We start from the raw sequence: 22,670 nt of genomic DNA, 5'->3' as shown, positions 1-22,670 counted from the left end.
TCATCTTTATTACATTTTTTTATAGAAAATATCCACCCTTTAAATAAGGTAGTTTTCTGCTTCATCACCTGAAAATCATGTGCACTTTTTCACATATATTAGCATAGGTACAAAATTAACCGTTCATTTTTAATAAAAAAAGATGATTGATAGGTAACATACTATCAATCATCTATCGAATCACTCATTAAACATGCGCTCTTCTAATGTCAAAGAAATGGATGGCATTTATCGTCATATAGGAATAAAACGACCATTCCCCATCAATCTGCTCATCGAATAGTTCCAACGACGGCTGACTAGTCTCTGTGATGTAATCAATAACCTCCGCATCCATTCCATACTCACTATTCAAATCCCACCATTTTGTATATAGTGCGCCGTGATCTTTATCAAATACACGTTTCCTAATCTGATAATTACCTGGATTTAACCCTGCAATTGTAACGCGAATATCTTTGTTTAATTTTTTCAGAAACGTTTCTTCCACCGAATAATATGGATTGACATTATTGATATTCATGAGAATAAGTTGATATCCACGATCGTTTTCCGTCATGACATACTCTTGCCCTTGTGCGATGATAGTACCGCTTAACCTCTCTAAAAACTGCATCGCAAAGTATGCTGGGCGTTTTCCATTAAAGTAATGGTATAACTCCAGCCCCTCCATCCGAATTTGCCGATTTCTTCCCGACTTCTCGTGCTGTTCTGTATTAATCCAAAAGCCCATGGATTCTACTTCGTTAGCTAATTCGATTGCATTCTGCAATACTAATGCACCGCGGAAAAACGTCCCATTCGTGTGTCTCGTATTCCCTGAAAGTGTATTCCAGCTCACCAAACTAAGCGGCAGGCTTTTCCCATACTTTCTTAAATATCGCTTCAGTTTATCTGTTTTCCCCTTAATATATCCTTCCGCGAGTAAAAAGCGATCATCACCTAATGCTGTAAAGTCAATGATCTCGTTTTGATTCGCTTCATAGCCAATGAAATCAAGTGGTACATTTCCTTCTACCAACCACGCATGATTGTTCGTCGTCTTCTCCTTTTCAAAAGAAAATGGTAAAAAGGCGCCGATACGGATAGCAGGCACAAGCAGTTTTAATGCCTCGTACAATTTTAAGTAGATGCGCTTCAGTTCACTTCCACTTACAGCTGTTATGGATGGCTCATAAAACATAAAATGCCATTTCTCAAGATAGGAGGTCCCATACACATTCATACAATGTTTTATAAAATTATTTAATTCTTGAAAATAAGCTACTTCATCACTTGTTATTTCCTTATAATCGACACGAATAAAAAGCGATAAATCATGTTTCCTTAGGAAATTCAAAGCGAAATCTGCGTTATAATAAGGTGAAGTGGTCGCAAGGATTTCATCTGTTTCGACAGGTGTAATGAAGGTCGAACCACCCATCAATCTTCGGATACCAATATTCTCGAGGCGCAAGTCCTTTTTGGCCATTAAAATTTGTGACCTTACACCTTCCTTTAATAACTCCCTTAACTCACCAATAGCAAGATTATGCATGGGACGATTAATTTTCTGTTTCGTAATGTGTTGTAAGTCAAGGTTTAATTCCGAAAGTTGCGTCTCTGAATTCGTATAGGATTCATCTGTATCAGTTAGGAGCATCCCTAGCTTCTCTAAAACCTCTGGTGATTTAATAATATGGGTAGCATCATCAAAGTCATAGGTTTTCATCGTGTCGATTCTTTCTTCCTGATTTTCCTCCCGATATATTTTAGGCGTTTGCTTGTATACTTCTTTAAAGTAACTCACAAAAGACTTTGTATTTGGAAATCCGTTATTCATTGCAATATGGGAAATGGAGTCTGAGGTATACAGTAAGTCCTTCATGGAATGCTCCAGCCTGATCTTCATCAAAAAACGATTAAAACCAATACCCATTTTATTTTTAAAGTACCGAGACAAGTATCCAGAAGATAAATAAAATCGATGTGAAATGTCATCTAATGTTATTGCCTGATTATAATTCGTCTCCATATAATCAATAATTTGGATTAAACGCTGATCAGCCGTATCCACTCTTTCCGATGTACTGCCCTTTTGCTTAAAACGGCGAATTAAAATAAGGAGAATTTGACTAACATATGCTTGTAATTCAATTCGGTAGCTCTCTTCTCTTCGGTAGTAACTAATCATCAATTCAGCTAATAGCTTACGAATACGATTGATCATGGATTCCCTGCCCATATCAATATCCAAAGAGTTGCATTCAAACCGACTATATGGATACTCTTCGTAGAGATCCAGCATAAACCGATCCGAAATTTTCAAGGTCAATACACGATTTTCTTTACTACCATTAGCCTGATAAATTTGATTCCGATTAATAACGAGAACATCTCTTTCTTTTAAGAGATAAAATCGACTATTCGTTTCAACTGTCAGCTCCCCATGAATAACAAGGATCACTTGAATCCCTTGATTTAATCTTGGTGCCAATACTTTAATTTGTTGTAAATTAATTGTAAAGTCTGTCATGTGATCATCCATAATATCTTTTCCCCATTCTTTAATGGTTGCTATACTTTGTAGTTTACACGTTGTCTATTTAGAGAAGCAATAAAGATACTAGCTTCAGATATAAAAAAGATGCTGTAACCGACATCAAAGGGTTCCGTTTTGAGGTTCATATTAATTAAATGACAGATCAACTAACATATGAATTGGCATACGTCAGTTTTGCTGTTATTTCAACGATTAATGGTTAGATCAGGGTTATTTGACATCCGAATACCTCATTTATTTTTTACAGGACAATAGATATCGTACATAGAAAAAATGGTGTCAATTGATATGTCAATTGCACTGTCATTTTAGATAGAATACCTTTGTTTATTTAACACAAAAAGGACCTCTTTTAAGAGATCCTGGTAAATTTCCTTATTAAACTAGCACCAAATAGTGCGAATAGGTTATAAATAAATTATTATTACTTATTCAAGAAAAAAATGGCTACTGCAATAAGCACGGGGACTAACATACTTTTAATTTTACTTCTTCCCCAAATATCAATTGCTGTTACAATTCCTCCTATCACAAGTATTAAAGTTCCAACAATATTTATTAAATGTATTGATAAGATGCTTCCAAGTTGAGCTATAAACAAACCAACTGCGAGAAAACCTATTGTGAAAATAAAATGGGGTGTCTTAAAATCTCTTTTTACATCGTTTTTATCGTTTTTATCCATTTTCACATATGCTCTAACCATAAAAAAGATTGGAAAACCCCACATAAACAAAATAGGAATCACTCGGTCTATATCTATATTCAAAAAAACCCCTCCAATATATACAGATGCCGTATCTCATATCAGTCCATTAGCATTGCGTTTATTTATTTTTGAACGTTAGCACCATCTACTTTAAGTACCTATTTTCACAGTCTCCAAATTATCTTTTATTAGAGATTTATAGTTAAGGTAGATACCATAACCTCCTGCAATGATAAGAAATATTTGACCGAATCCGAAATTAAGACCGAACCAATACTTGAATAATAATAAAAATATAACAACAATAATGACTAAGGTTTCGGAAGTATTTATTCAATGTTTACCTCCTAATTAAGTCGTTTAGCATAGTTTGATACCAAAAGGAGCGAATGCTCTTATTATGCAATCGCACCAGGTTGTTTGAGTACAAATCTTCACAATTACAGAAAAGTTATTGTTTAAATTGCACTTGCAGATTTATTCTTAATCTTTATTTAACTTATCTGCTATATCCCATAATAAACCAACTATAATACCTAAAAATATTGATATTCCATATAGGCGAGTTGTATTAGTATCAGTCAAAATACTCAATCCAACATTAACTGTCCACCCTGCTACTCCACCAGCAATTACACTTACTAATGTTAGTCCTTCACTTCTCTTCTCTTTTTTTTTCCGTTCTCGTCACTATGTAACACTCCTCGTATAATTACTATTCTATGAGTTCAATAACTCTATCCAATATTACCATAATATTCAAACATATGGTTTGAATAAAAAGACGATCGTTTTTGATGATCGCCTTGTTTAACAATTGCACCTGTTACTGAAATATCGTATTCACTCTATTAGTATTAAAGTTTAGTTATTTTCTTGGCAGGAAAACGAGTAATTTAAATTTAAGAAATCGCTTTCTACTTTTGGCATCCCACCTATTTCATAACATCTATCACTTGCAACACTAATTTCTTTGTTATTGAAGTATGATTGTGTGCTAATTAAAAAAGCTACTGTTACAAAGGATAGGAGACCAATCGCTATAGATATCTTTGTTCTTATTTTCATACAATCTCCTCCCATTTACCTCAATATTGCTTCTTTTGCTAATTGGTGCTTAGCTTAATAAGATTTATTCTTAGGTCTGTTCAAATGTTAATATGCACCCTATAAAAACCGTCTCAATAAGTTTCAGTTAATACAAGATTATTCTTGAATATGCACATTAGGGCAATGCTTTTTTAATTCGGAGATAAACTCTCTCTTCTCCCTTGGTGAAATTTTTATACTTCCTAAAAATGTTGTTTTATTGAAGATTTCAATTGCATCTCTTGATGATAATATGCTATGTCCAGAAAAAATTGCAGTTGTAGGTGATACTTTAGTAATATTTTCGTATGGAATTCGACTTCTAAACGGCCCACCTTTTATAAATAAATAATCTTCATAGAAAATATACTTAACTGAAAAGTTAGTCCATAAAATAAAACCTGTCACAATCAGGAATGTTGAAGTAAGTATTAAAACTGCTAAAAATGGGGCATCTTCTATAAATAATGGAAAAAATGAGATCAATCCAATAATGAGTACCACTATCAACATAAAATTAACAAAAAAGGCATCTACCTTTGAACGAAAAACCATTGGATAATTACACCACCCTTATAATTTAATACGGGTTACTTATTATAAAGGTTCCATTCTTTAGAACGACAAAAAAGGGCACTAATCCTTCTTGTAGAAAAGCACCCAATAGTTTTAGTACATTTGTTCACAAATTTCATATTCTCCCTGTCAAATAAATTAACTTTCTAATAGGGGTAGCGTCAGTAAAATGCGGATATACAACGATAAGGAAATTCCAAATTAAAAAGCCCAACTTCTCTGCAAAACAAAATAGAGAAAGTGAGCTTTTCAGTTACTTCATTATTTTTATTTGAACTAATATAAAACTGCTAAGTTGATTTTTCAGCTCAGCTATTTATTGAATTCATTAACTGGAAGAAGTATTCAGGTTTATGGGTCTTATATAGGTTATACCATGAATGTAATGTATCTGGTGCAAATACATCTAATTTTTTCAGTACTTCCATTGCAAATTCCAGAGGAGCTATTCCTGATGCAGTAACTAAATTCGCATCAGATACCGCAGATTCCACCTCATAGAACTTTTCTCCTTTATAGTTAGGACATACCATTTTAGTATATTCTAAGTTATTACTTGTATGCTTTCTAGTATCTAAGTATCCCATATTCGCGAGGGCATCAGTTGCACCACAAATTGCAGCAACAATAGTGCCAAGCTTTAAAGCTTGGCCAATTCTCTCCAAGATAGGTTGATGAATTTCTTCATTCCAAGTAGTCCCTCCTGGTAAAATTAAAAGATCTTTACTCTCAAGAATACATTCATCAATGGAAATATCTGGTTTTATCCTCAGTCCTCCCATTGTAGTAATAATTTCTTCATTAGCTCCCACTGTGACTACTTTTAAAGGTGCTAAATCTTTTTTGAAATATCTTCCTGAGTTTAATTCAGCAATTAAATATCCATATTCCCAGTCTGACATTGTATTAAATACATAAAGATAAACTTTTTTTGTTTGCATTAAATAACACTCCAATCCCAATTGATATACCTAGTATAATACAACTTCCCTGACAGCTAATGTCAGGGAAGTTATATTATACTTGATGAAATTTTATTAATTCCGACAGAACTTCAATAAGTCTTTTCTTAAGACTTATTGGCTCAATAACTTGAATAGATTTACCATATGGTAAAAGTAAATATGGTACATATTTATATATCATTTCTTTTTCAAAAAGAAATACCGCTTGATTTGAAGTCCGTTCTTGTAAATAATGTCCTAAAAACCAATGTTGGCAAATATCATCCAACGCACTAGTATTTCCATTAATAACTAAAGAAATAATTCCTTCTTTTTCTTCTATAGTTGGAAGGAGGTTTTTCATAAAAAAGTTACGTGCTGAAAAATTTTCTGGCTGGTTAAACTTATTTTTGGTTAGCATTAGACTTTCAATTCGATCTACTCTAAAACTACGGATATCATTCCTGAGATGACAAAATCCAATCATATACCACTTATTATTCCAATAAATAATTCTGTATGGATCAACCAACCTATTCTTTGATTGCTCTTGGCCACTTTTATGATATAGAATTTTTATAGAGTATCCGTCAGCTACAGCCTGCTCCAACTCCTTCAAAAAAGGTTCTATAGCGAGGGAACTTAATCGACTTATTACTTCAAGACTAGTTAAATGTTGATTTATCTTTGTTTCCTGCTCTTGATTCGAATATTTTCTTAGCTTTGAAATAGCCCTATTTAGTGCTTCACCACCATAATACCCGGCTTCTTCTGCAAAAATAGCAGCGTGAAATAGCGAGGTTTGCTCCTCTAAATCAAAAAAAAGAGGAGCTTCAATAAAATTGTTCAATAAAGTGTATCCACCATTATGTCCTGCGTCTGAAATTATAGGTACACCACTTATTGAAAGTGTATCAATATAACGATACACAGTCCTTATATTCATCTCTAACTTTTCTGAAATTTGTTTTGCAGTAATTTTTTCACCTGAACTAAGCATCCATAGAATCGCTAGTACATTGTCAATTTTAGCCACAGAATCCACCTCTATATGGAGATAAATTTTTTTTAAAATAATACTAAAAACATTACCTATTCATTGAATTTCTATTTAAATGTGTTGGGGCATTTCAAAAAGACGCCCTCTTATTAAAGAAAAACACCCTTTAGCCAAATAACCAACTGTAAAGAACTTGAAATACTATTATTACAACAGCTATGGCAGGACCAACAATAACAATTCCTATTAAAAGCGACCTTATTAAATCATATATAATAAAGCTCGGCTTTCCGTCTCTGTCAACTTCTTCTATCATGTTATTCATATTTTCTAATGATTTATTTATATCTTTTAATTCCTCTAAAATTTGTTGCTCTGTATCTTTTTCCATAATGCCGACCTCCCTGCAATATAGAATTCATATTTCATTAATCGACTATTCCGCTTCTATATTTCAATAAAGAGGGAGCAATTTCCTTCTTGAAGAAACGCACCCGTTAGTCTACAAGAAGTCCTTACTCTTCTGGTTGTTCTGAAGTTGTTACAATGATTTTCTTTTCGACTGACTGGTAGGATGTGAAACTGTGTAGCCCAATTCATTTTTTCAAAAGCTAATCCTTCTCCAAATTCAGAAGGATAAGTCCATAAAAATAAGTCCTTATCTTCATCGAACATTATTAATTTACTTTCTTCTTTGTCTATAATAACTTGTAATGTTTTTTCCACTTTTGTTTCGATTGTCCAACCTCTAAATTTATACATTTTTACACCTCATAATAATATTTCTTATAGCATTCCCCAAAGTCCGTCTTGCGCTATCCTGCTTTGTTAGCACAATAGCTTCTTCCTCGATACTAACATAGTATTCCAATAATAAAACTCGATTTCTTAACATCATAAAAAAGGCAACCCTATTAGGACCACCTTGTTAAACTATCGCACCATATAGTTTAACAAGAAAAAAGCGATTCCATTTTAGGAATCCCTCATCTGGTTTGTTTAATTAGATTGTAACTTTCTAAGTAATATTCCGTTTGCAACAACCCCGATAAACCCAGTAATTGCGAAAACATAAGCTACAAACAAAGGTGCTGAAGAAAGTGATTCAGTAAGTATTCTAAACATACCAACAGCAAAAACAAGCAAACTACATAAAAGTGTAATAATTGTTCGAGTTTTATTTTTCACTTTTCAAACCTCCTAACAATATTCGGCAACCTTATAATAACATAATATTCAAAATACCGTTCAAAGAAAAAGACGATCGTAATGACCGCCTTGTTGAACAATCGCACCAGTTAGCACGATTAGAGAATTTATTATTTCTTAATCAATTTTACCTCATATATGAGGTCGATAAAGGCTCAGTGAATTTAGCCATTCTTAATAATTCTTCCTATTTTTATTGATATAAGTGAATATACTTCCTAAAATACCTAAAGATAGCACAAACCATAACAATATATTAGGAAGATACTCAATCGGGATTATTTCAAAGTAGTCAACGAGGACAACAAGTAATATAACACCTATATACAAAATCCCATATAGCATATTATTTGTTTTGTGTTGAATTTCCCTCCCCCGTTCATCCTTCCCTTCCTCACTATCGTTGAACCTAAAGATGTACATATGGCAAATAAATATAATAAGAAATAATGCAGCCAACCATAACATACCTATCATTCCTTCCTATAATTAAAAACATCGGTTAATGGTTTTTCAAAAGCATTTGCAATTTTGAAGGCAAGAATGAGGGAAGGATTGTATTTATTCTTTTCAAGAGTAGCAATAGTTTGGCGACTAACACCAACTCTCTTTGCCAGTTGTTCTTGAGTCCATCCTTTTTCTGCCCGATAAATTACTAATTTGTTATGTAACAATAACACCACCTCTAATCCTACTGTAATTTATTTCTTACAAATAGTAAAGTATTTCTTACATTTTTTTATAGTGTAATTATTTTTCATAAAGCAACAACCTTTTAGAAAACAATCTACCAAAAAGAGCTGTCCAATAGCCGAAATTATTGGGCAGCTCCTCTTAAATTGTTCAACTAACCTGCCAGTTAACTCAATAATCTTTTAATTAACCTTAACATAATATTCCATATGGTTTTCAAAAAAGAAAGGACAATCAATTTTGATGATCGCCCTCTTAACTCTCACACCAGTTTAATTAAATAACTAATTGTTCTTTCTTCTATCGTCAAGTTTTCTTGACAAGTAGAAACATAATAAACTAGAACATAAAGAAATAAGAAAAGGAATAATTGCAAGTAAAGGCATAACAATTGTCCAGTAGAGTAAATATGCACTTATTGCAAATATAAGCCAACTTACGATGAGTAAAAAACTCGATGCAAACTCTTTTAATGCAAGCAAAGTAACCGCCTCTCTTTGGACCAATTTTAACACTTCTTTTTTCACTTTTCACTAAACTGCCAAATAGCACAATAAGAGGCGACTACCCTTATTGTGCTATTGCACCAGTTACTTGAAAATGCTGAGGTCTTTTAAAGCCCCTTATATATCAATAATTATTGAGATACACAGTATCATTAAATGTCATTCCAAAATGACTATATTTTATATGAACATTATTTATTTCTTCATTATGAATAACACTAACCCCGTAAATTTCATCGTCTTTTGAAGCAGTCCCATCATCTAATTTTTCATAATTAGAAGAAGGTGAAGTTCCTGTTTTTATGGCTACCTCATCTATATTGGTAAAACCATATTTTTTTGCTTCTTCACTGTTATAATCATCCGATATGGTGAAACCTTGTAACGCATTACTAACTTGTAAATTTGTTTCTAAAGGCTTTTCATTATTATTTACCGAAACATCTAATATTTGTACTTCACGAAAGCCATTATTACCAATACCAATAACAACTGATTTATTATCTCCACTTGAAGCAATAGTGCCAATCTCCAATGGTGGATTAAATTTCAATAAAAAATAAACACCACCAACAATTATTACGAGAATAAGTATTCCAGTACCTTTCCACCCTAATCCACCGACTAAATCTGCAAGATTACTTCCGTGGATACTACTGGAAGGATTTTTTAATTCTTCTTGCCTCATTTTTTCTCTTCTTATTTCAGGAGTTTCTTTATCTTTGTCCATTTTAATATCCCCCCTTAAATTTAGCTATATCTAATAAGTCTTATTAAACTCTTCTGCTAGTTACTTTAAGTACAACATTTCACAAAGTTATTTTAACATATAATCGTAATGTTAAAAAAATTAGTTTTAACCTTCTTTATAATATAAAAAGTCGTCTAAATTCAGACGACTTTTATTTGCCATTTTAATATCAATTGAGGTGTAATTTTTAAAAATGCACCGCACCTTAAAACGGAACCCTTTAAACCCACATTATGGTCTTTCAATTAAATGAAAGAAATCCCTTGAGCGGGTTAACCAGTCAAGGGATTATTATTTGTTTGGTTTGGTTTATCTTTTCATTTTTTCCTTTGCTTGTTTTCGCAGTTATTCTCCACATTTTTCGCATGTTCTACTTCTTTTTTCCACCGTTTCTGAATCATGACTAACCGTCACCGCACCGAACTCACTTACCATGCGATTAAAGTGTTCGTCGTTCTCTAACTACATTTAATCTTCGCTGTCGTGGGAGACTTAAAAAGCAGTCTGGAACTTACATAACCTTACAGTTTGTATTCTATTTCAGATCACAGCGAGATACTTAGAATTTGCTGATAGCGCGTTATTATATCTTACAAATTCTAAGTATCCCTGCAGCAATCTTTACAAAACTTGACCTTATATTTGTCTTATCTCATTTCAAACCTATAAGCACCATTTAGTAGAAGAAATACTAGAAAAAAGTGCCTTTAGGATTAACGACTTTTAATTAAAGGAGCTGTTTTCTTGTAGCTTCATAATATATTTCAAACCCTCATGGGCATCTCTAAAAGTAGCTATATTACTTAATGCTCCAATCCTAACTGCTAAGTTAGGATTAATACCAACTATAATACATTGTACTCCTAATAATTTTAAACAATCGTATAATTTTTGGAGCGTTTGCCTTACGCTGTCATCAAAATTATTTATCCCTCTGAGACTAACCATAACAAATTCGATATCTTTTGAAATACATTCCTCTAATACAACTGGTATAATTGTTTCTCCCCGATCGATATCAAATTCTCCTACAAGGGTAAGAGCTATGGTGTTATCCCAAATATTTAGGATTGGAGCAGATAATTCTCTGACCTTTTCCTCCAAACGCTTTGCTTCATCCGCTTGGCTAGTAACATCCATGAGCATTACCATATAACCCTCAATCTCCTGATTTTGGGCCTGCATGTTCTTTATTGGCGTTATTACAATATCGGCAATAAATTCGTTTTTAATATTGATCCTGGCTCTATGACCATTTTTTAATCCAGACATCACTTGGCGTTGGTATGTAGGTTCTTTATGAAAGAAATCCATGCTTAAGCCCATTAAGTCATCTGAATTGGACAAACCATACAATGGAACTATTGAATTAAGTGATTGTCTAGCATATGAATTCAACCAGATAATTTTATAATCTATATCAGCAATAATAATATTTTCACCAATACTATTTAGAGCATCTGTGCCAGTTATATGTATGGGTAATAAACTATTATTCACAATTCTCCCACCTCTTTTTGACTTAACTTAATTATGTATCTATTGATGCCTCCGTTAATTTAACGCTTGCCGAACTAACCAGCAATTTAGCTCAAGTACAATGTTTCACAAAGCCATTTTACCATATATTAAAATTATAAAAAAACGTAACGGTATCCTTGTCATTATAATAATAAAAGCCATCTAATTAGACGACTTTTATTTGCCAGTTGATTGGTCAATTGTAATGTCATTTAGGGGAAGCAGAAAAAATGATGTCTTTTAATTAATAACGAAAACAAAGAAATCGAGGAATAATATTTCTTTGTTTTATCAATTCATTTCTTCCTCTGCTCGTTTTTGCAGTTTTTTCTCCACTTCTTTTGCATGTTCTACTTCTTTTTCCACTGTTTCCGGATCATGGCGAACCGTCACTGCATCGAACTCACTTAACATACGATTAAAGAGTTCCTCGTTCTCTTCTTCAATAACGGCAATAATCGCTATATCTCCTTCTTGCATATGTGTAGATACGTATTTCACGATCCCACTTTCTTCCTTTGCATCGTGCGTATCCTTCACGGCACCAGCAAGCGTTCCAACACCCATGCCAAGCAAGATGCCAAGCGGACCGCCTAAAACACCTACAACTCCACCAATAAGGCCGCCTTTCCACGTATCATTGTTTGTTACAACACCTGTATCAAATCCATCTTTCCAATGGATTTGACTAGCAGATTTCTTCAATAAAGCAACCTGAGAAAACTTCAATGTTTCCTGGTATCCTGTATGTAATCTCATTTTTGAAAGAGCCTGATATGCTTCACTCTCTATTTTAAATACACTGATTGTAATTTTTTCCAAAGTGGTTTCCTCCTGTTTTTTCGATACTATTCTAATACCCTTAGTGAAACAGGGATAAACGCACGCTTGGTTTATCTTTTAGTTAAGTTACATATAGTTTTATATTAACGATTTCGATTTTCAACTTGAAGTAGTAATTCAGTTTTTGAGGAAGCCCCTGACTATATTCTTCGGGGGCTTTTCTTTTGGTGGAAATAGTACCTAATGGTTATGATTTAGCACTTGATACTATTCCATTTAGTACAATAAAAGAGGAGTTTTGTTAGCTGTTTTAGTTTTATAAGAAAGTTTAGATATCCTTCGACGTAATTGGATAAGGGTGCTTAGTCTTTTACTTGTGAAACTTACAATTCGCCCTCGGGCAAATTGTAAGTTTCCTCTATGCTAGCTTGAGTGACTATAAACTCATTGGAATTGTCGGAAGTTGCCTCTTTAGCCAGCTTGTCCGTACTATAATCATAGGCCACTTGCTCGATCTCCTGTTTTTCGTTCCCATCCTTCGTCTGACTTTGACCAACGACGGTTAGCATATAAATTACCCCTAGTATTGCAACAATAGCAATGGTAAAGATTAATATTTTCATTTTCTTCTTCATTTTCATGATGGCTGTCATCTCCTGTCTGACTGGTTGTAGGCGCCTTTCCAATTGCATCACGATTTCTTATATACCCTTGTCGGACTAAAGTTAATCAAAAACTCAGAGCGTATAACTTTACTGAAATTTCCTTTCTAGTTTTTATGTAAATAATCTAAATTTATTCAAAAGGTAGATATAATAAAATAGGAAAAGTAGAATAACTAGACAGGGGGAGCTTATTAAAACAACAAATTTATCCCGCCTAACGCTGCTAGTCCCAGGACAAGCCACCCGAAAACCCTCTTTGGTATAAGCGGCAGGATTTTAATACCGATAAATACACCAGCAATAATTGCCGGAACCATCCAGAGGTTAAAAGTTAATGAAGCCTGATTAATTAACCCCAATTGCAAGTAAAACGGAAACTTGATCAGATTTACGGACAGGAAGAACCATGCAGCAGTACCGACAAAATTCTCCTTTGATAGACCTTTCACTAGTAAATAAATTGTCATCACGGCACCAGCAGCATTTCCTACTATCGTCGTGAATCCACCTAGAATCCCCATTAATGCAACAAACCAAAGTGATGTTGGTAAAAGTTGATTGAACCTTTCCCCGAATTTCTGCCGTGTTAGCTGAAGCACAATCATTGTCAGCACAATGATACCAATAAGGGGTGTTAACTGCCCACTGCTTACTTGTGAAAGTACAAAGTAGCCTGATATAATCCCAATCAATACCCAGGGAATCAGTGTGATGAGATGTTTCCAAACGACATTTCTACGATAGTAAGTCACTGCAAATATGTCCCCAACCAACAACATTGGCAGCAAAATACCAACAGATTCTTTTGCTGGAAAAACGAAAGTAAGTGCTGTAACAACGAGAATAATCATATTTGGTAATCCCGATTTTGAAAAACCTATGAAAATAGCACAAAGGATGACAATAGCCCATTCCATGATCGATAGTTCAAACATATGTATACTCCCATTCTGAATCGTTTTAAAATTAGCTTACCACATGTTGTGAAAAGGTACAGGGGAAAGGTACAGGGGGACAGGTTCATCGTCCCATAGTTAACCTAAAATTCATTGGGACAAAGCCTGTCCCCACGTTCCACACGAGGCCAATAGTAAAACCCAGATAATTCATTGACGAATGAATTATCTGGGTTTTAGTGTGTATGATTAAGCACTTGTTTCTATTTTTTCCTTTCTCTCTTTATCCTCTTTATTTATGTTAAATGCAAAGTCACTTTTTTCAACGAGTAAGGAGACAAACAGACTTCCGACAATGGCCCATAATGGTGCACCGATATTGAAAAAGTTGACTCCTGACATTCCGATGATTAAGGCAAAGAATGCACCCATTTGAAACTTAGTATCGGAGAATGCTGTTTTTAATGAATTGATGAGAACCCCTAACATGGCTAAGCCGGCAATGACCGTAACGATAACACTTGGCATTGCAATGACAAATGGAACAACGAACGCTGCAAATAGGCCAAAGCCTGCGAAAAACACACCGTTCATAACCGATGCTGCATAGCGGCTATCCTTTTTTCCGACTTCGTTTGCTGAACAGATGGCAGTCATTGGTCCGGCGATGTTGATTGCATGTCCCCCCAACAGTGAAGCGAATAGACCAACCGTTGACCCATATACCGCCATGCCCGTCGTAGGTGGCTTGTACCCTTGAGCCATTAGTACCCCTGTCGCTTGAGCATTTTCCACACAGATGATCAAGAGTGCAAGTGGAATACTAATTGACACAATCGCATCCCAACTAAATGCAGGAATCACAAGTTTTGGGAGGACAAACATACTCTGAGCAGCTGGAAATTCAAAAGCATTTGTAAAGACCGCCACGACCACCGAAACGATTAACGCAGACAATACAGGTGGAACCTTGCTAAGATATCGTGATGAAAGCAAAAATGCGAGAATCGCTGACCCTGCGAGTAACGGTTTAATGGAAATCGATGTAATCATGTCTAACGCAAATTGGATCATCACACCAACAATCATCCCCATAACGATCGGAAGAGGGATCCATTTCATGACTTTCTCGATTAGACCCGTAGAGCCCAGGAGGATAACAAGAATATTTGCAATGAGATACGCCCCAACCGCTTCATGGATGGAAAAGTGGGTTAAGGAACCTGCCATCAATACAGCTCCAGCAATCGTATGTGCTACTGAAATCGGTTGGCGATACTTTAATGCAATAAAGATACCGAGTAATCCGCTAAAAAGGTAAACAGCAAAAATCCAGCTGATGGCTTGGGTATACGTTAACCCACCAGCCGTTGCCGCCCCGATGATAATTAATGCAGGGCCTGTGCATCCAAAAATGGCTGCGACTAAACCCGCACTTATAGTATTAATATTCAAATTCTGAGGTAACTCTTTTAGATTTGTCCGAAAACGATTTTCTTCCATATAATCTCCTTTCTAATAATGTCAAAGTAGTGTTAATCATTAAGAGGCTATCGAAAAGGTCCGATAAAAATGACGTTCCCGAGGTATCTTCGACTAAGTACTGACATGTCCTGTTGAGAACCACAAGGTCACTACATCCTTGGAAGACTACCACTCAAAACTACTCCGCCTCGAACTTCGACGCACAGGACGTGCTAGTGTCGAAGTTGCAACAAGGCTTTTCGATGGAGCGAGTAATCACAGCTCCAAATCTTTTCGGTGGTACGAGTAAACGCAGTCCCAAAGCTTTTCGGTGGAGCGAGTAAACGCAGTCCCAAAGCTCTTCGGTGGAGCGAGTAAACGCAGTCCCAGGACGCCTGAGAACTAGACGACCTCGGTCCTTTCCTTTTTGAACAAACGTTTTAAGTATGATCTTATATGGAAAACTTCATTTTGCACGTATCCAATCGGATTTATTCTTGAACTACCCTATTTCTTAAACCAAATCTTCTCAAAGGCTTGGTGAAGATAATATGGAATGGAAAGTTAATCGAGAACCTTGCAAATTTCTATCAATAAATCTCTAAATATTTTGGGTGAATACCTGTATGGTAGCTTATTAAACTTAGTAGAAATAGTTGCACAAATAAAAATCACTCATTTGATGCTGCTATTTCACCTTTACTTAATAATTCAGCATGCTTGCTACTAGTTGCTCTTACCTCCATATTAGAAGCTGAATATTTATCAGCAATTACTGATAATCCGATTGCAGCGCCAATACAAACAATTGAGAATACTAGGAAATTCATAAAGTTAGGTAAAGCCATTGTCAACAAGAATCCCCCTAAAATTGGTCCCGTCATTCCTCCGAATCGTCCAATTCCTGAAGCCACCCCTAAACCCGTTGATTTCATTTCTGAAGGGTAGAACGATGTTACATAAGCTTGAATCAAAACTTGAGAACCTGTTGTAGCAGCCCCTGCAATTGCTACTAAAATGAAAATATAGAATGTACTTCCACCAAGTCCTAGCAAGGCTAAAGCAATGGCTCCAGCAATATAAGATGTAATAATAACCTTTTTAGAACCATATTTTTCACAAAGATTACTAAGAGCAAGAATCCCGATAACAGCTCCGCCTTGAAGCCCAATAAGGAACCCTAAACTTGAATTTAATCCATAACCAGCTTCGATCATTAATTTTGGTAACCAAGTATTTAATCCATATACCATTAATAAAGCACAGAAGAATGCTACCCAAAATCCGATAGTACTTAAAGCCCGATGCTCTTTAAACAATCCTGCAATAGGAATGTTTGTTTTTGTTAATTTTACTTCCTCAATTTCATCAGTCATCCTAAATGTTGAACCAGGACTTACCTTTGCGAGAGTTGCAAATAGTTGTTCTTTTTTACCGGTACGGATAAGGTAGCTAGATGATTCTGGTAGTTGCTTCATCATGAAAGGAATAGCTAAAAGCGGTAGGCCCGCAACAATATAAACAGATTGCCATCCAAATGCCTCAATTAAAAGAACTCCAACAGTTGGCGCAAGTGCTCCCCCAATCGCAAAGCTAACTAATGTAGAAGATACTAATTTAATTTTCATTGTTCTAGGAGCATAATCTGATACTAAAGCAGCTATATTCGGCATAATACCGCCTAAACCTAATCCTGCGATAAAGCGATAAATAGAGAAAGTCATTGCTGAGTTTGCAAAACCACATAGTAGAGTAAATAGGCTAAATATAAATACGTTGATAATAATAACTCTCTTTCTTCCTATACGGTCAGCTAGTATACCGAAGATAATTGCCCCGAATACCATTCCAAAGAGACCATAGCTTGCTATTGATCCTGCCTCAACAGAACTTAAACTCCATTCTTCCATTATGACTGGTAGAGCTGTCCCATAAACAGATAAATCATATCCATCGAATAAAATAATCATGAAACTCCATATGAATAAACTCAAATGAAAGCGGTTAAATTTACTATCACCAATAATTTGATCTGGATTTACTTTTGTCATTACACATCTCCTCTTTTCATTGAATACTTTTTTAGCTGTTTTATCGTTTTAAAAGGCAATAATTCTATACCCAAAGGAATAAATATTTATTACTTAATAGTTAATTAGGCATCACCACAATCTTTCAATAAGTAATTTTTATTATATTGCAGGAAGTTAGTTATACAAGTTATGATTTCCCCTATACGCAACATAAGTAAAAATATTAAAATATTTATGAAAATTCAACCAATATGTAAATCACTATGTGATAACATCCCCTATTTTTATGTAATAACGATTGCAAATTACTTGAAAGGATTAAAAATGATCTGGTAGAAAAGAATCTGATAAATATGTACTTTTCAAACAAAAATAACAAGATCGGAACTTACATATAGGTAATAAATTCCCCTATGCATCATTTAATAAAAAGAAAACTCGAAAATAATCTTATCCATTTTATGACTTATTTTTAAATTATTCTGGCAATAAATATTGACACTATAATTACTATTACTATATTATTAATTAATGTAAACGCTCTCTAATATTGTTTTTTATAATGTTAAGCTCGGGAGGTAATGGAATGAATGAAAGCCAATTAGAAACCTTTCTTATCGTTGCAAAATGTAAAAGTTACTCGAAAGCTGCGGTAGCCCTTGATGTTACGCAACCAACTATTACATCCCGAATAAAAGCTCTTGAAGACATCCTACAATGTAAGCTTTTCACAAGAATCGGTCATGATATATTCATTACAAAAGAAGGAAATATGTTGATTGAATATGCCAAAAACATTCTAATCTATATGCAACATTCCAAAGAAATTACAAATTTAGTGAAGGATCCACTAATCAAAATCGGTTTCTCTCCTGGATACTCCTATTCCTTTATTGTAGAATTATTAAATTTGATTAAATCCATTGGGGGGATTGATGTTCAAGTCTTAGAAGGGTATGATTCTGTCAATTTAAATGAAAGATGCCTATTAGGAGAAGTGGATTTAATTTTTACAAGAGAGGTGCTGCCCAATCAACATGATATTGAATCAGAGTATTTGTTCAATAATGAATTAATATTAGCCCACGCCAAAAATCATAAACTCGCTATGACCAAGGAACTTTATTTAGAAGACCTTAGCAATGAGACAATTATTAGTTTTAAAAGAAACTCGGCGCTGTGGAGGTTAATTGACCAACGGCTAATCGGTGTACAAAATGTAACACGCATTGATGTGGAAAATAGTGAAATGCTTTTACAAGCCGTTACTAGCGGGATAGGCATTGGGATTTTGCCTGAACTTGGAATAAGTAAAAGATATCATAAAGAAATAGAAATTCGAAAAATAACGGAGATTTCTAACATACCAAACGAAGTCTACGTTCAATATCGAAAGAATTCACAAATCAGAGGTCTTGCTAAGCGAATTATTTATTCAATAATTAATCATAAATATGCAGAAGTTTAGGAAACGAATAACACGCTTTCTTTTTTTGAAAAGAAGAGATACCTACTCCTACCACTAGGATTAGCACCGTCGTCTCTCTCTCAGTATACTTGGGGTCAGTTCAACGAAACCTTCGTGATTAGAACAGTATAGCTAAAACCTTCACCCAATTTTGGTAGAGGTATCTCCATTGTAGTAGAATACGATTATCTAGTTAAAGATCTGGTGGTGTTAAAACTTGAATTTGTCCGGCTTGTCGCCCACGATACCCTTTATATTCTGTAATAAGTTAGGAAGTCTATCTTCCACTTTTTCTACCCTTTGCATGAAAAGAATCCTCAATGGGTATTCCTTTTTTAACTCATAATGACCTTTCCTTATAGTATCCCTTGACGTAAAACTCTTTCGCAAAAATGGATTGACCGCCCTTTCAAATAGTCTTCGCTATCTTGGCTAGCGCGATGCGTTTATCTGATCCTGTTAACTTGTGGATGCTCTCGATTTATATATCTTTGTATTTTAAAAAAGTTCTGTATCATAATAACTATATCCTTTATCATGTTTTTTGTTTTTGTCGTTACTAATAATTAAAACATATTTCAAAGGATACTTTTGTATTTTTCAGCAAAATTGACTAGTTATTCCCTTAATAAGATTCGCATTTCGTAGAGACACCCACCTAACTTGCAGGAAACAATAGGAAACACAAGACAGGGAGCGGATCTATTACATATATAGCTATCTTATGCCATATATGTACAAATGCAGGATAATATAAGGCTATAAGGAATTTTCTGAACATTGTATCAAACTCTAACAACATGTACAATTAATAGTTGGAATCATTATTTCACATAAACCTTTTGTAGTAAGCAAAGGGTTCCCTGCGCATAATATATGCATATGGGAGCTTTTTTTTGTGAAGCCAAAAACTAGGAGGTAAACATGCTAAAATTCGAGAATGTAAGCAAAGTGTATAAGGACGGATTCAAAGCAGTAGATTCTGTCAGTTTTGAAATTCCTGAAGGAGAGCTTGTTGTACTCATCGGGCCCAGTGGATCTGGAAAATCAACAACAATGAAAATGATTAATAGGATGATTCCGCACACAACAGGAACTATTTCTATTAACGGGAAGGATGTTACGAAGTTAAATGCCGCAGAATTGCGACGTGATATTGGATATGTAATTCAACAAATTGGTCTCTTCCCCCATTATACAATTGCAAAGAATATCGCGATTGTTCCCCAACTTAAAGGGTGGGATGAACAGGATATCAAAGCGAGAGTGAAAGAGCTACTGGAGATGGTGGACCTTGACCCAGAGGTATTTAGCAACAGATATCCTAAAGAATTATCAGGTGGACAGCAACAGCGGGTTGGCGTCGCAAGAGCTCTTGCTTCTAATCCAAGCATTATCTTGATGGATGAACCATTTGGTGCATTAGATCCAATTACAAGGGAGCAATTACAAGGGGAATTAATTTCCTTACAGCAAAAACTTAAGAAGACAATTGTTTTTGTTACTCATGATATGGATGAAGCATTAAAGCTCGGTGATCGAATTGCTATTATGAAAGATGGCAATTTAGTTCAGCTTGATACCCCAGAAAAATTACTACATGAACCTGCGTTTGGCTTCGTCGAAGAATTCATCGGTAAGCATCGTATCTTACAAAATCCTGAGCTTATGTCAGTTCAAGATGTCATGGCGGAAAAGGTTTTAACAGCACTTCCAAGTCGTTCTCCTGAAAAATCCCTTGCAATGATGCGCAAGCAAAGAAAAACGATGTTAATTGTCGTTGACGAGAAGGACAAAATGTTGGGAATCGTATCTGCATATGAATTAATCAAGAAAATGGATGAAATTAAGTCTATTGAAGAAATTATGCTAACATCTGAACCATTTCTTACAGGTTCACAAAGTGCTAAAGATGCCATTATTATGATGGAGACAGCATCACAAGGAATCGTTCCAGTCGTAGATGAAGCCAATAAGGTAATTGGATTAGTAACTCGTGGAACATTGCTATCCGCATTGTCCAGTCAATGGACGGAATTGGAGGCAGAATCGGATGAATAACTTAAGCTTATGGGAAGAAATTGTTACACAAACACAAATGCGTTGGCCAGAGGTGCTTGAGGCGACATTTGTTCATATACAACTTGTGTTTTTCTCTATGGTGATGGCAGTTATACTCGGTGTATTCTTGGGTATTCTTATTACACGTGTGCCATCACTAGTCCCTGTAGTATTGGGCGGTACAGGAATTATGCAAACCATTCCTAGTTTAGCAGTACTCGGGTTTATGATTCCTATTTTTGGTATAGGTGTAAAAACTGGGATTGCTGCATTATTTTTATATTCACTTTTACCGATTGTTCGGAACACATATACAGGTATTAAAGATGTAGATAAGGCAACCTTGGAAGCCGCTAAGGGAATGGGAATGACAAGCAAGATGATATTATTCAAGGTTGAGCTTCCTTTGTCCGTCCCTATTATAATGGCTGGGATCCGTACAGCTGCAGTTATTAATGTGGGAAATGCGACATTAGCAGCCTTTATAGGTGCTGGTGGACTAGGAGACTTTATTTTCTTAGGTATTACCCGGGGAATAGATGGCTTAATATTCTTAGGAGCTATTCCTGCTGCTATATTAGCTATTATACTTGAGTTTTCTTTCAACAAGTTTGAACGTTGGTCTACTCCAGAAGGGTTGAAATAGTATGAATAAGAAAAAATCACTTTTACTTATTATCATTTTTATTAGTGTTATTCCATTAGCCGGATGCATTTTAAATACAGAAGATGCAGTTACCGTAGGTTCAAGAAATAATACGGAAAGTATCATTTTATCAAACATTATAGGCCAATTAATTGAAGAAAAAACAGACATAGATGTACAATACAGGGAAAATCTTGGTGGATCTAATGTCGTTTGGAATGCAATGATGAATGGCAGTATTCAGATTATACCTGACTATACTGGTACGATTGTGATAACGTATTACGGTGAATCTCCCGGAACTGCAGAAGAAACCTTAGCGAAAACGAAGGAACTTGTTGCAGAGGATGGTATTAGAGCGTTTGGTACATTCGGTTTTAATAACACGTACACACTGGCATTTGATGAAGCAGAAGCAGAGAAACTTGGTGTAGAAACATTCAGTGACTTTGCCGAAGTAGCCGATCAATATACACTTGGAGCGGTATTCGAGTTTATTGATCGTCCGGATGGTTTGCCAGGCTTTAAAGAAGAGTATAATCTAGAATTTAAAGACGTAAAGGGAATGGATCATGGGATGATGTATCGTGCCATTGATAGTGGTGAAGTGGATGTAATCAACTCCTACACAACAGATGGCCAATTACAGATATATGATCTAAGAGTGCTTGAAGATGATCGGTCTTACTTCCCTCCTTATCATGCGCTTCCTCTAGTACGAGAAGAAACACTTAAAAAACATCCTGAATTGGAAGAAGTAATGCAGCAACTAGAAGGTAAAATTGACGAATCAGCAATGCAAGCCATGAATGCCAAAGTTGATAATGAAGGCATGATGGTTGATTTAGTAGCAAAGGAATTTTTACAAGAAGCAGGCTTGATTGAGTAGTATTGTACCGGATACACAGAGGAAATAATTTAAATAGGTTTACAATTTTTGTAAACCTATTTATTAATTTCTGAAAATCCTCAAAGCTATTCTCTTTCTAAAACCCTCTTTACAATACTATCCATGGTAGTTGATTTCCCACCAAGATCAGATGTTTTAATACCTACACCAATTGTATTTAATAACAATGTACCTAATTCCGTATACCCATATGTCAATAACTTA

23 protein-coding genes are annotated in these 22,670 nt (G+C 35.0%); 4 read left to right on the top strand and 19 right to left on the bottom strand.

The window, feature by feature from the left end; all coding sequences use genetic code 11:
• Positions 1–187: 187 nt before the first annotated feature.
• The 18 genes from BV906_RS17755 to BV906_RS17665 form a co-directional block, all read right to left on the bottom strand.
• Positions 188–2,527, bottom strand: a complete 2,340-nt coding sequence (locus BV906_RS17755; protein WP_087974960.1) for a helix-turn-helix domain-containing protein — start codon at positions 2,525–2,527, stop codon at positions 188–190.
• 439 nt (positions 2,528–2,966) lie between these two features.
• Positions 2,967–3,311, bottom strand: a complete 345-nt coding sequence (locus BV906_RS17750) for a hypothetical protein (protein WP_087974959.1) — start codon at positions 3,309–3,311, stop codon at positions 2,967–2,969.
• A gap of 804 nt (positions 3,312–4,115) precedes the next feature.
• Positions 4,116–4,319 carry a hypothetical protein gene (locus BV906_RS17745; RefSeq protein ID WP_087974958.1) on the bottom strand — a complete coding sequence of 68 codons (204 nt, stop codon included), beginning with the start codon at positions 4,317–4,319 and terminating at the stop codon, positions 4,116–4,118.
• Between the two features lie 138 nt (positions 4,320–4,457).
• Positions 4,458–4,895, bottom strand: a complete 438-nt coding sequence (locus tag BV906_RS17740; RefSeq protein WP_087974957.1) for a PH domain-containing protein — start codon at positions 4,893–4,895, stop codon at positions 4,458–4,460.
• Positions 4,896–5,224: 329 nt separating this feature from the next.
• Positions 5,225–5,857, bottom strand: a complete 633-nt coding sequence (locus tag BV906_RS17735) for a type 1 glutamine amidotransferase family protein (protein ID WP_087974956.1) — start codon at positions 5,855–5,857, stop codon at positions 5,225–5,227.
• 76 nt (positions 5,858–5,933) lie between these two features.
• Complete coding sequence (locus tag BV906_RS17730; protein ID WP_087974955.1) at positions 5,934–6,896, bottom strand: helix-turn-helix transcriptional regulator; 963 nt, start codon at positions 6,894–6,896, stop codon at positions 5,934–5,936.
• Between the two features lie 130 nt (positions 6,897–7,026).
• Positions 7,027–7,251, bottom strand: a complete 225-nt coding sequence (locus BV906_RS17725; RefSeq protein WP_087974954.1) for a hypothetical protein — start codon at positions 7,249–7,251, stop codon at positions 7,027–7,029.
• Positions 7,252–7,307: 56 nt separating this feature from the next.
• Positions 7,308–7,622, bottom strand: coding sequence for a hypothetical protein (locus BV906_RS17720; RefSeq protein WP_087974953.1), 315 nt, complete (start codon positions 7,620–7,622; stop codon positions 7,308–7,310).
• 237 nt (positions 7,623–7,859) lie between these two features.
• Positions 7,860–8,048: a hypothetical protein gene (locus BV906_RS17715; RefSeq protein ID WP_087974952.1), complete on the bottom strand. Its 189-nt coding sequence runs from the start codon at positions 8,046–8,048 to the stop codon at positions 7,860–7,862.
• 195 nt (positions 8,049–8,243) lie between these two features.
• Positions 8,244–8,537, bottom strand: a complete 294-nt coding sequence (locus tag BV906_RS19950) for a hypothetical protein (protein ID WP_087975014.1) — start codon at positions 8,535–8,537, stop codon at positions 8,244–8,246.
• A 5-nt stretch (positions 8,538–8,542) separates the two neighbouring features.
• Positions 8,543–8,743: a helix-turn-helix transcriptional regulator gene (locus BV906_RS17705; RefSeq protein WP_140322025.1), complete on the bottom strand. Its 201-nt coding sequence runs from the start codon at positions 8,741–8,743 to the stop codon at positions 8,543–8,545.
• A 649-nt stretch (positions 8,744–9,392) separates the two neighbouring features.
• Entirely contained in the window at positions 9,393–9,998 is a 606-nt protein-coding gene (locus BV906_RS20305; RefSeq protein WP_217896397.1) for a DUF6366 family protein, read from the bottom strand.
• Positions 9,999–10,742: 744 nt separating this feature from the next.
• Entirely contained in the window at positions 10,743–11,519 is a 777-nt protein-coding gene (locus BV906_RS17690) for an STAS domain-containing protein (RefSeq protein WP_245844285.1), read from the bottom strand.
• A 312-nt stretch (positions 11,520–11,831) separates the two neighbouring features.
• On the bottom strand, positions 11,832–12,362 hold the full coding sequence (locus tag BV906_RS17685) for a DUF1269 domain-containing protein (RefSeq protein ID WP_087974948.1): 531 nt from the start codon (positions 12,360–12,362) through the stop codon (positions 11,832–11,834).
• A 344-nt stretch (positions 12,363–12,706) separates the two neighbouring features.
• The gene (locus tag BV906_RS17680) at positions 12,707–13,009 is read right to left on the bottom strand and encodes a hypothetical protein (protein ID WP_140322024.1); all 303 of its coding nucleotides are present in this window, start codon (positions 13,007–13,009) and stop codon (positions 12,707–12,709) included.
• Between the two features lie 170 nt (positions 13,010–13,179).
• Entirely contained in the window at positions 13,180–13,923 is a 744-nt protein-coding gene (locus tag BV906_RS17675) for a sulfite exporter TauE/SafE family protein (protein ID WP_087974946.1), read from the bottom strand.
• Between the two features lie 210 nt (positions 13,924–14,133).
• A complete protein-coding gene (locus BV906_RS17670) occupies positions 14,134–15,387 on the bottom strand; it encodes a benzoate/H(+) symporter BenE family transporter (RefSeq protein WP_087974945.1) in 1,254 nt (417 codons plus the stop codon).
• A gap of 632 nt (positions 15,388–16,019) precedes the next feature.
• A complete protein-coding gene (locus tag BV906_RS17665) occupies positions 16,020–17,399 on the bottom strand; it encodes an MFS transporter (RefSeq protein WP_087974944.1) in 1,380 nt (459 codons plus the stop codon).
• A 568-nt stretch (positions 17,400–17,967) separates the two neighbouring features.
• On the opposite strand from BV906_RS17665, the gene BV906_RS17660 reads away from it, so the two are divergent.
• The 4 genes from BV906_RS17660 (at position 17,968) to BV906_RS17645 (ending at position 22,445) form a co-directional block, all read left to right on the top strand.
• Complete coding sequence (locus BV906_RS17660) at positions 17,968–18,849, top strand: LysR family transcriptional regulator (protein ID WP_176330404.1); 882 nt, start codon at positions 17,968–17,970, stop codon at positions 18,847–18,849.
• 924 nt (positions 18,850–19,773) lie between these two features.
• A complete protein-coding gene (locus BV906_RS17655) occupies positions 19,774–20,910 on the top strand; it encodes a betaine/proline/choline family ABC transporter ATP-binding protein (protein ID WP_087974942.1) in 1,137 nt (378 codons plus the stop codon).
• Entirely contained in the window at positions 20,903–21,556 is a 654-nt protein-coding gene (locus BV906_RS17650; protein ID WP_087974941.1) for an ABC transporter permease, read from the top strand. The genes BV906_RS17655 and BV906_RS17650 overlap by 8 nt, the downstream gene beginning before the upstream one ends.
• Before the next feature lies 1 nt (position 21,557).
• Positions 21,558–22,445, top strand: coding sequence for a glycine betaine ABC transporter substrate-binding protein (locus BV906_RS17645; RefSeq protein WP_087974940.1), 888 nt, complete (start codon positions 21,558–21,560; stop codon positions 22,443–22,445).
• Between the two features lie 86 nt (positions 22,446–22,531).
• On the opposite strand, the gene BV906_RS20085 is transcribed toward BV906_RS17645, so the two are convergent.
• On the bottom strand, positions 22,532–22,663 hold the full coding sequence (locus BV906_RS20085) for a hypothetical protein (protein WP_281254163.1): 132 nt from the start codon (positions 22,661–22,663) through the stop codon (positions 22,532–22,534).
• Between the last annotated feature and the right edge of the window lie 7 nt (positions 22,664–22,670).

It is taken from the genome of Oceanobacillus rekensis, from assembly GCF_002153375.1.
Classification (GTDB): domain Bacteria; phylum Bacillota; class Bacilli; order Bacillales; family Amphibacillaceae; genus Oceanobacillus; species Oceanobacillus rekensis.
Note: the sequence above shows the minus strand (reverse complement) of the source record. Positions and strands in the feature narration are given on the sequence as shown.

Excerpts from the sequence above, each read along its gene's own strand:
- BV906_RS17650 (WP_087974941.1), top strand. The coding sequence starts at position 20,903 with ATGAATAACTTAAGCTTATGGGAAGAAATTGTTACACAAACACAAATG.
- BV906_RS17735 (WP_087974956.1), bottom strand. The coding sequence starts at position 5,857 with ATGCAAACAAAAAAAGTTTATCTTTATGTATTTAATACAATGTCAGAC.
- BV906_RS17645 (WP_087974940.1), top strand. The coding sequence starts at position 21,558 with ATGAATAAGAAAAAATCACTTTTACTTATTATCATTTTTATTAGTGTT.
- BV906_RS17665 (WP_087974944.1), bottom strand. The coding sequence starts at position 17,399 with ATGACAAAAGTAAATCCAGATCAAATTATTGGTGATAGTAAATTTAAC.
- BV906_RS17655 (WP_087974942.1), top strand. The coding sequence starts at position 19,774 with ATGCTAAAATTCGAGAATGTAAGCAAAGTGTATAAGGACGGATTCAAA.
- BV906_RS17745 (WP_087974958.1), bottom strand. The coding sequence starts at position 4,319 with ATGAAAATAAGAACAAAGATATCTATAGCGATTGGTCTCCTATCCTTT.
- BV906_RS17670 (WP_087974945.1), bottom strand. The coding sequence starts at position 15,387 with ATGGAAGAAAATCGTTTTCGGACAAATCTAAAAGAGTTACCTCAGAAT.
- BV906_RS17740 (WP_087974957.1), bottom strand. The coding sequence starts at position 4,895 with ATGGTTTTTCGTTCAAAGGTAGATGCCTTTTTTGTTAATTTTATGTTG.
- BV906_RS17675 (WP_087974946.1), bottom strand. The coding sequence starts at position 13,923 with ATGTTTGAACTATCGATCATGGAATGGGCTATTGTCATCCTTTGTGCT.
- BV906_RS17660 (WP_176330404.1), top strand. The coding sequence starts at position 17,968 with ATGAATGAAAGCCAATTAGAAACCTTTCTTATCGTTGCAAAATGTAAA.
- BV906_RS20305 (WP_217896397.1), bottom strand. The coding sequence starts at position 9,998 with ATGGACAAAGATAAAGAAACTCCTGAAATAAGAAGAGAAAAAATGAGG.
- BV906_RS17720 (WP_087974953.1), bottom strand. The coding sequence starts at position 7,622 with ATGTATAAATTTAGAGGTTGGACAATCGAAACAAAAGTGGAAAAAACA.
- BV906_RS17725 (WP_087974954.1), bottom strand. The coding sequence starts at position 7,251 with ATGGAAAAAGATACAGAGCAACAAATTTTAGAGGAATTAAAAGATATA.
- BV906_RS17755 (WP_087974960.1), bottom strand. The coding sequence starts at position 2,527 with ATGGATGATCACATGACAGACTTTACAATTAATTTACAACAAATTAAA.
- BV906_RS19950 (WP_087975014.1), bottom strand. The coding sequence starts at position 8,537 with ATGTTATGGTTGGCTGCATTATTTCTTATTATATTTATTTGCCATATG.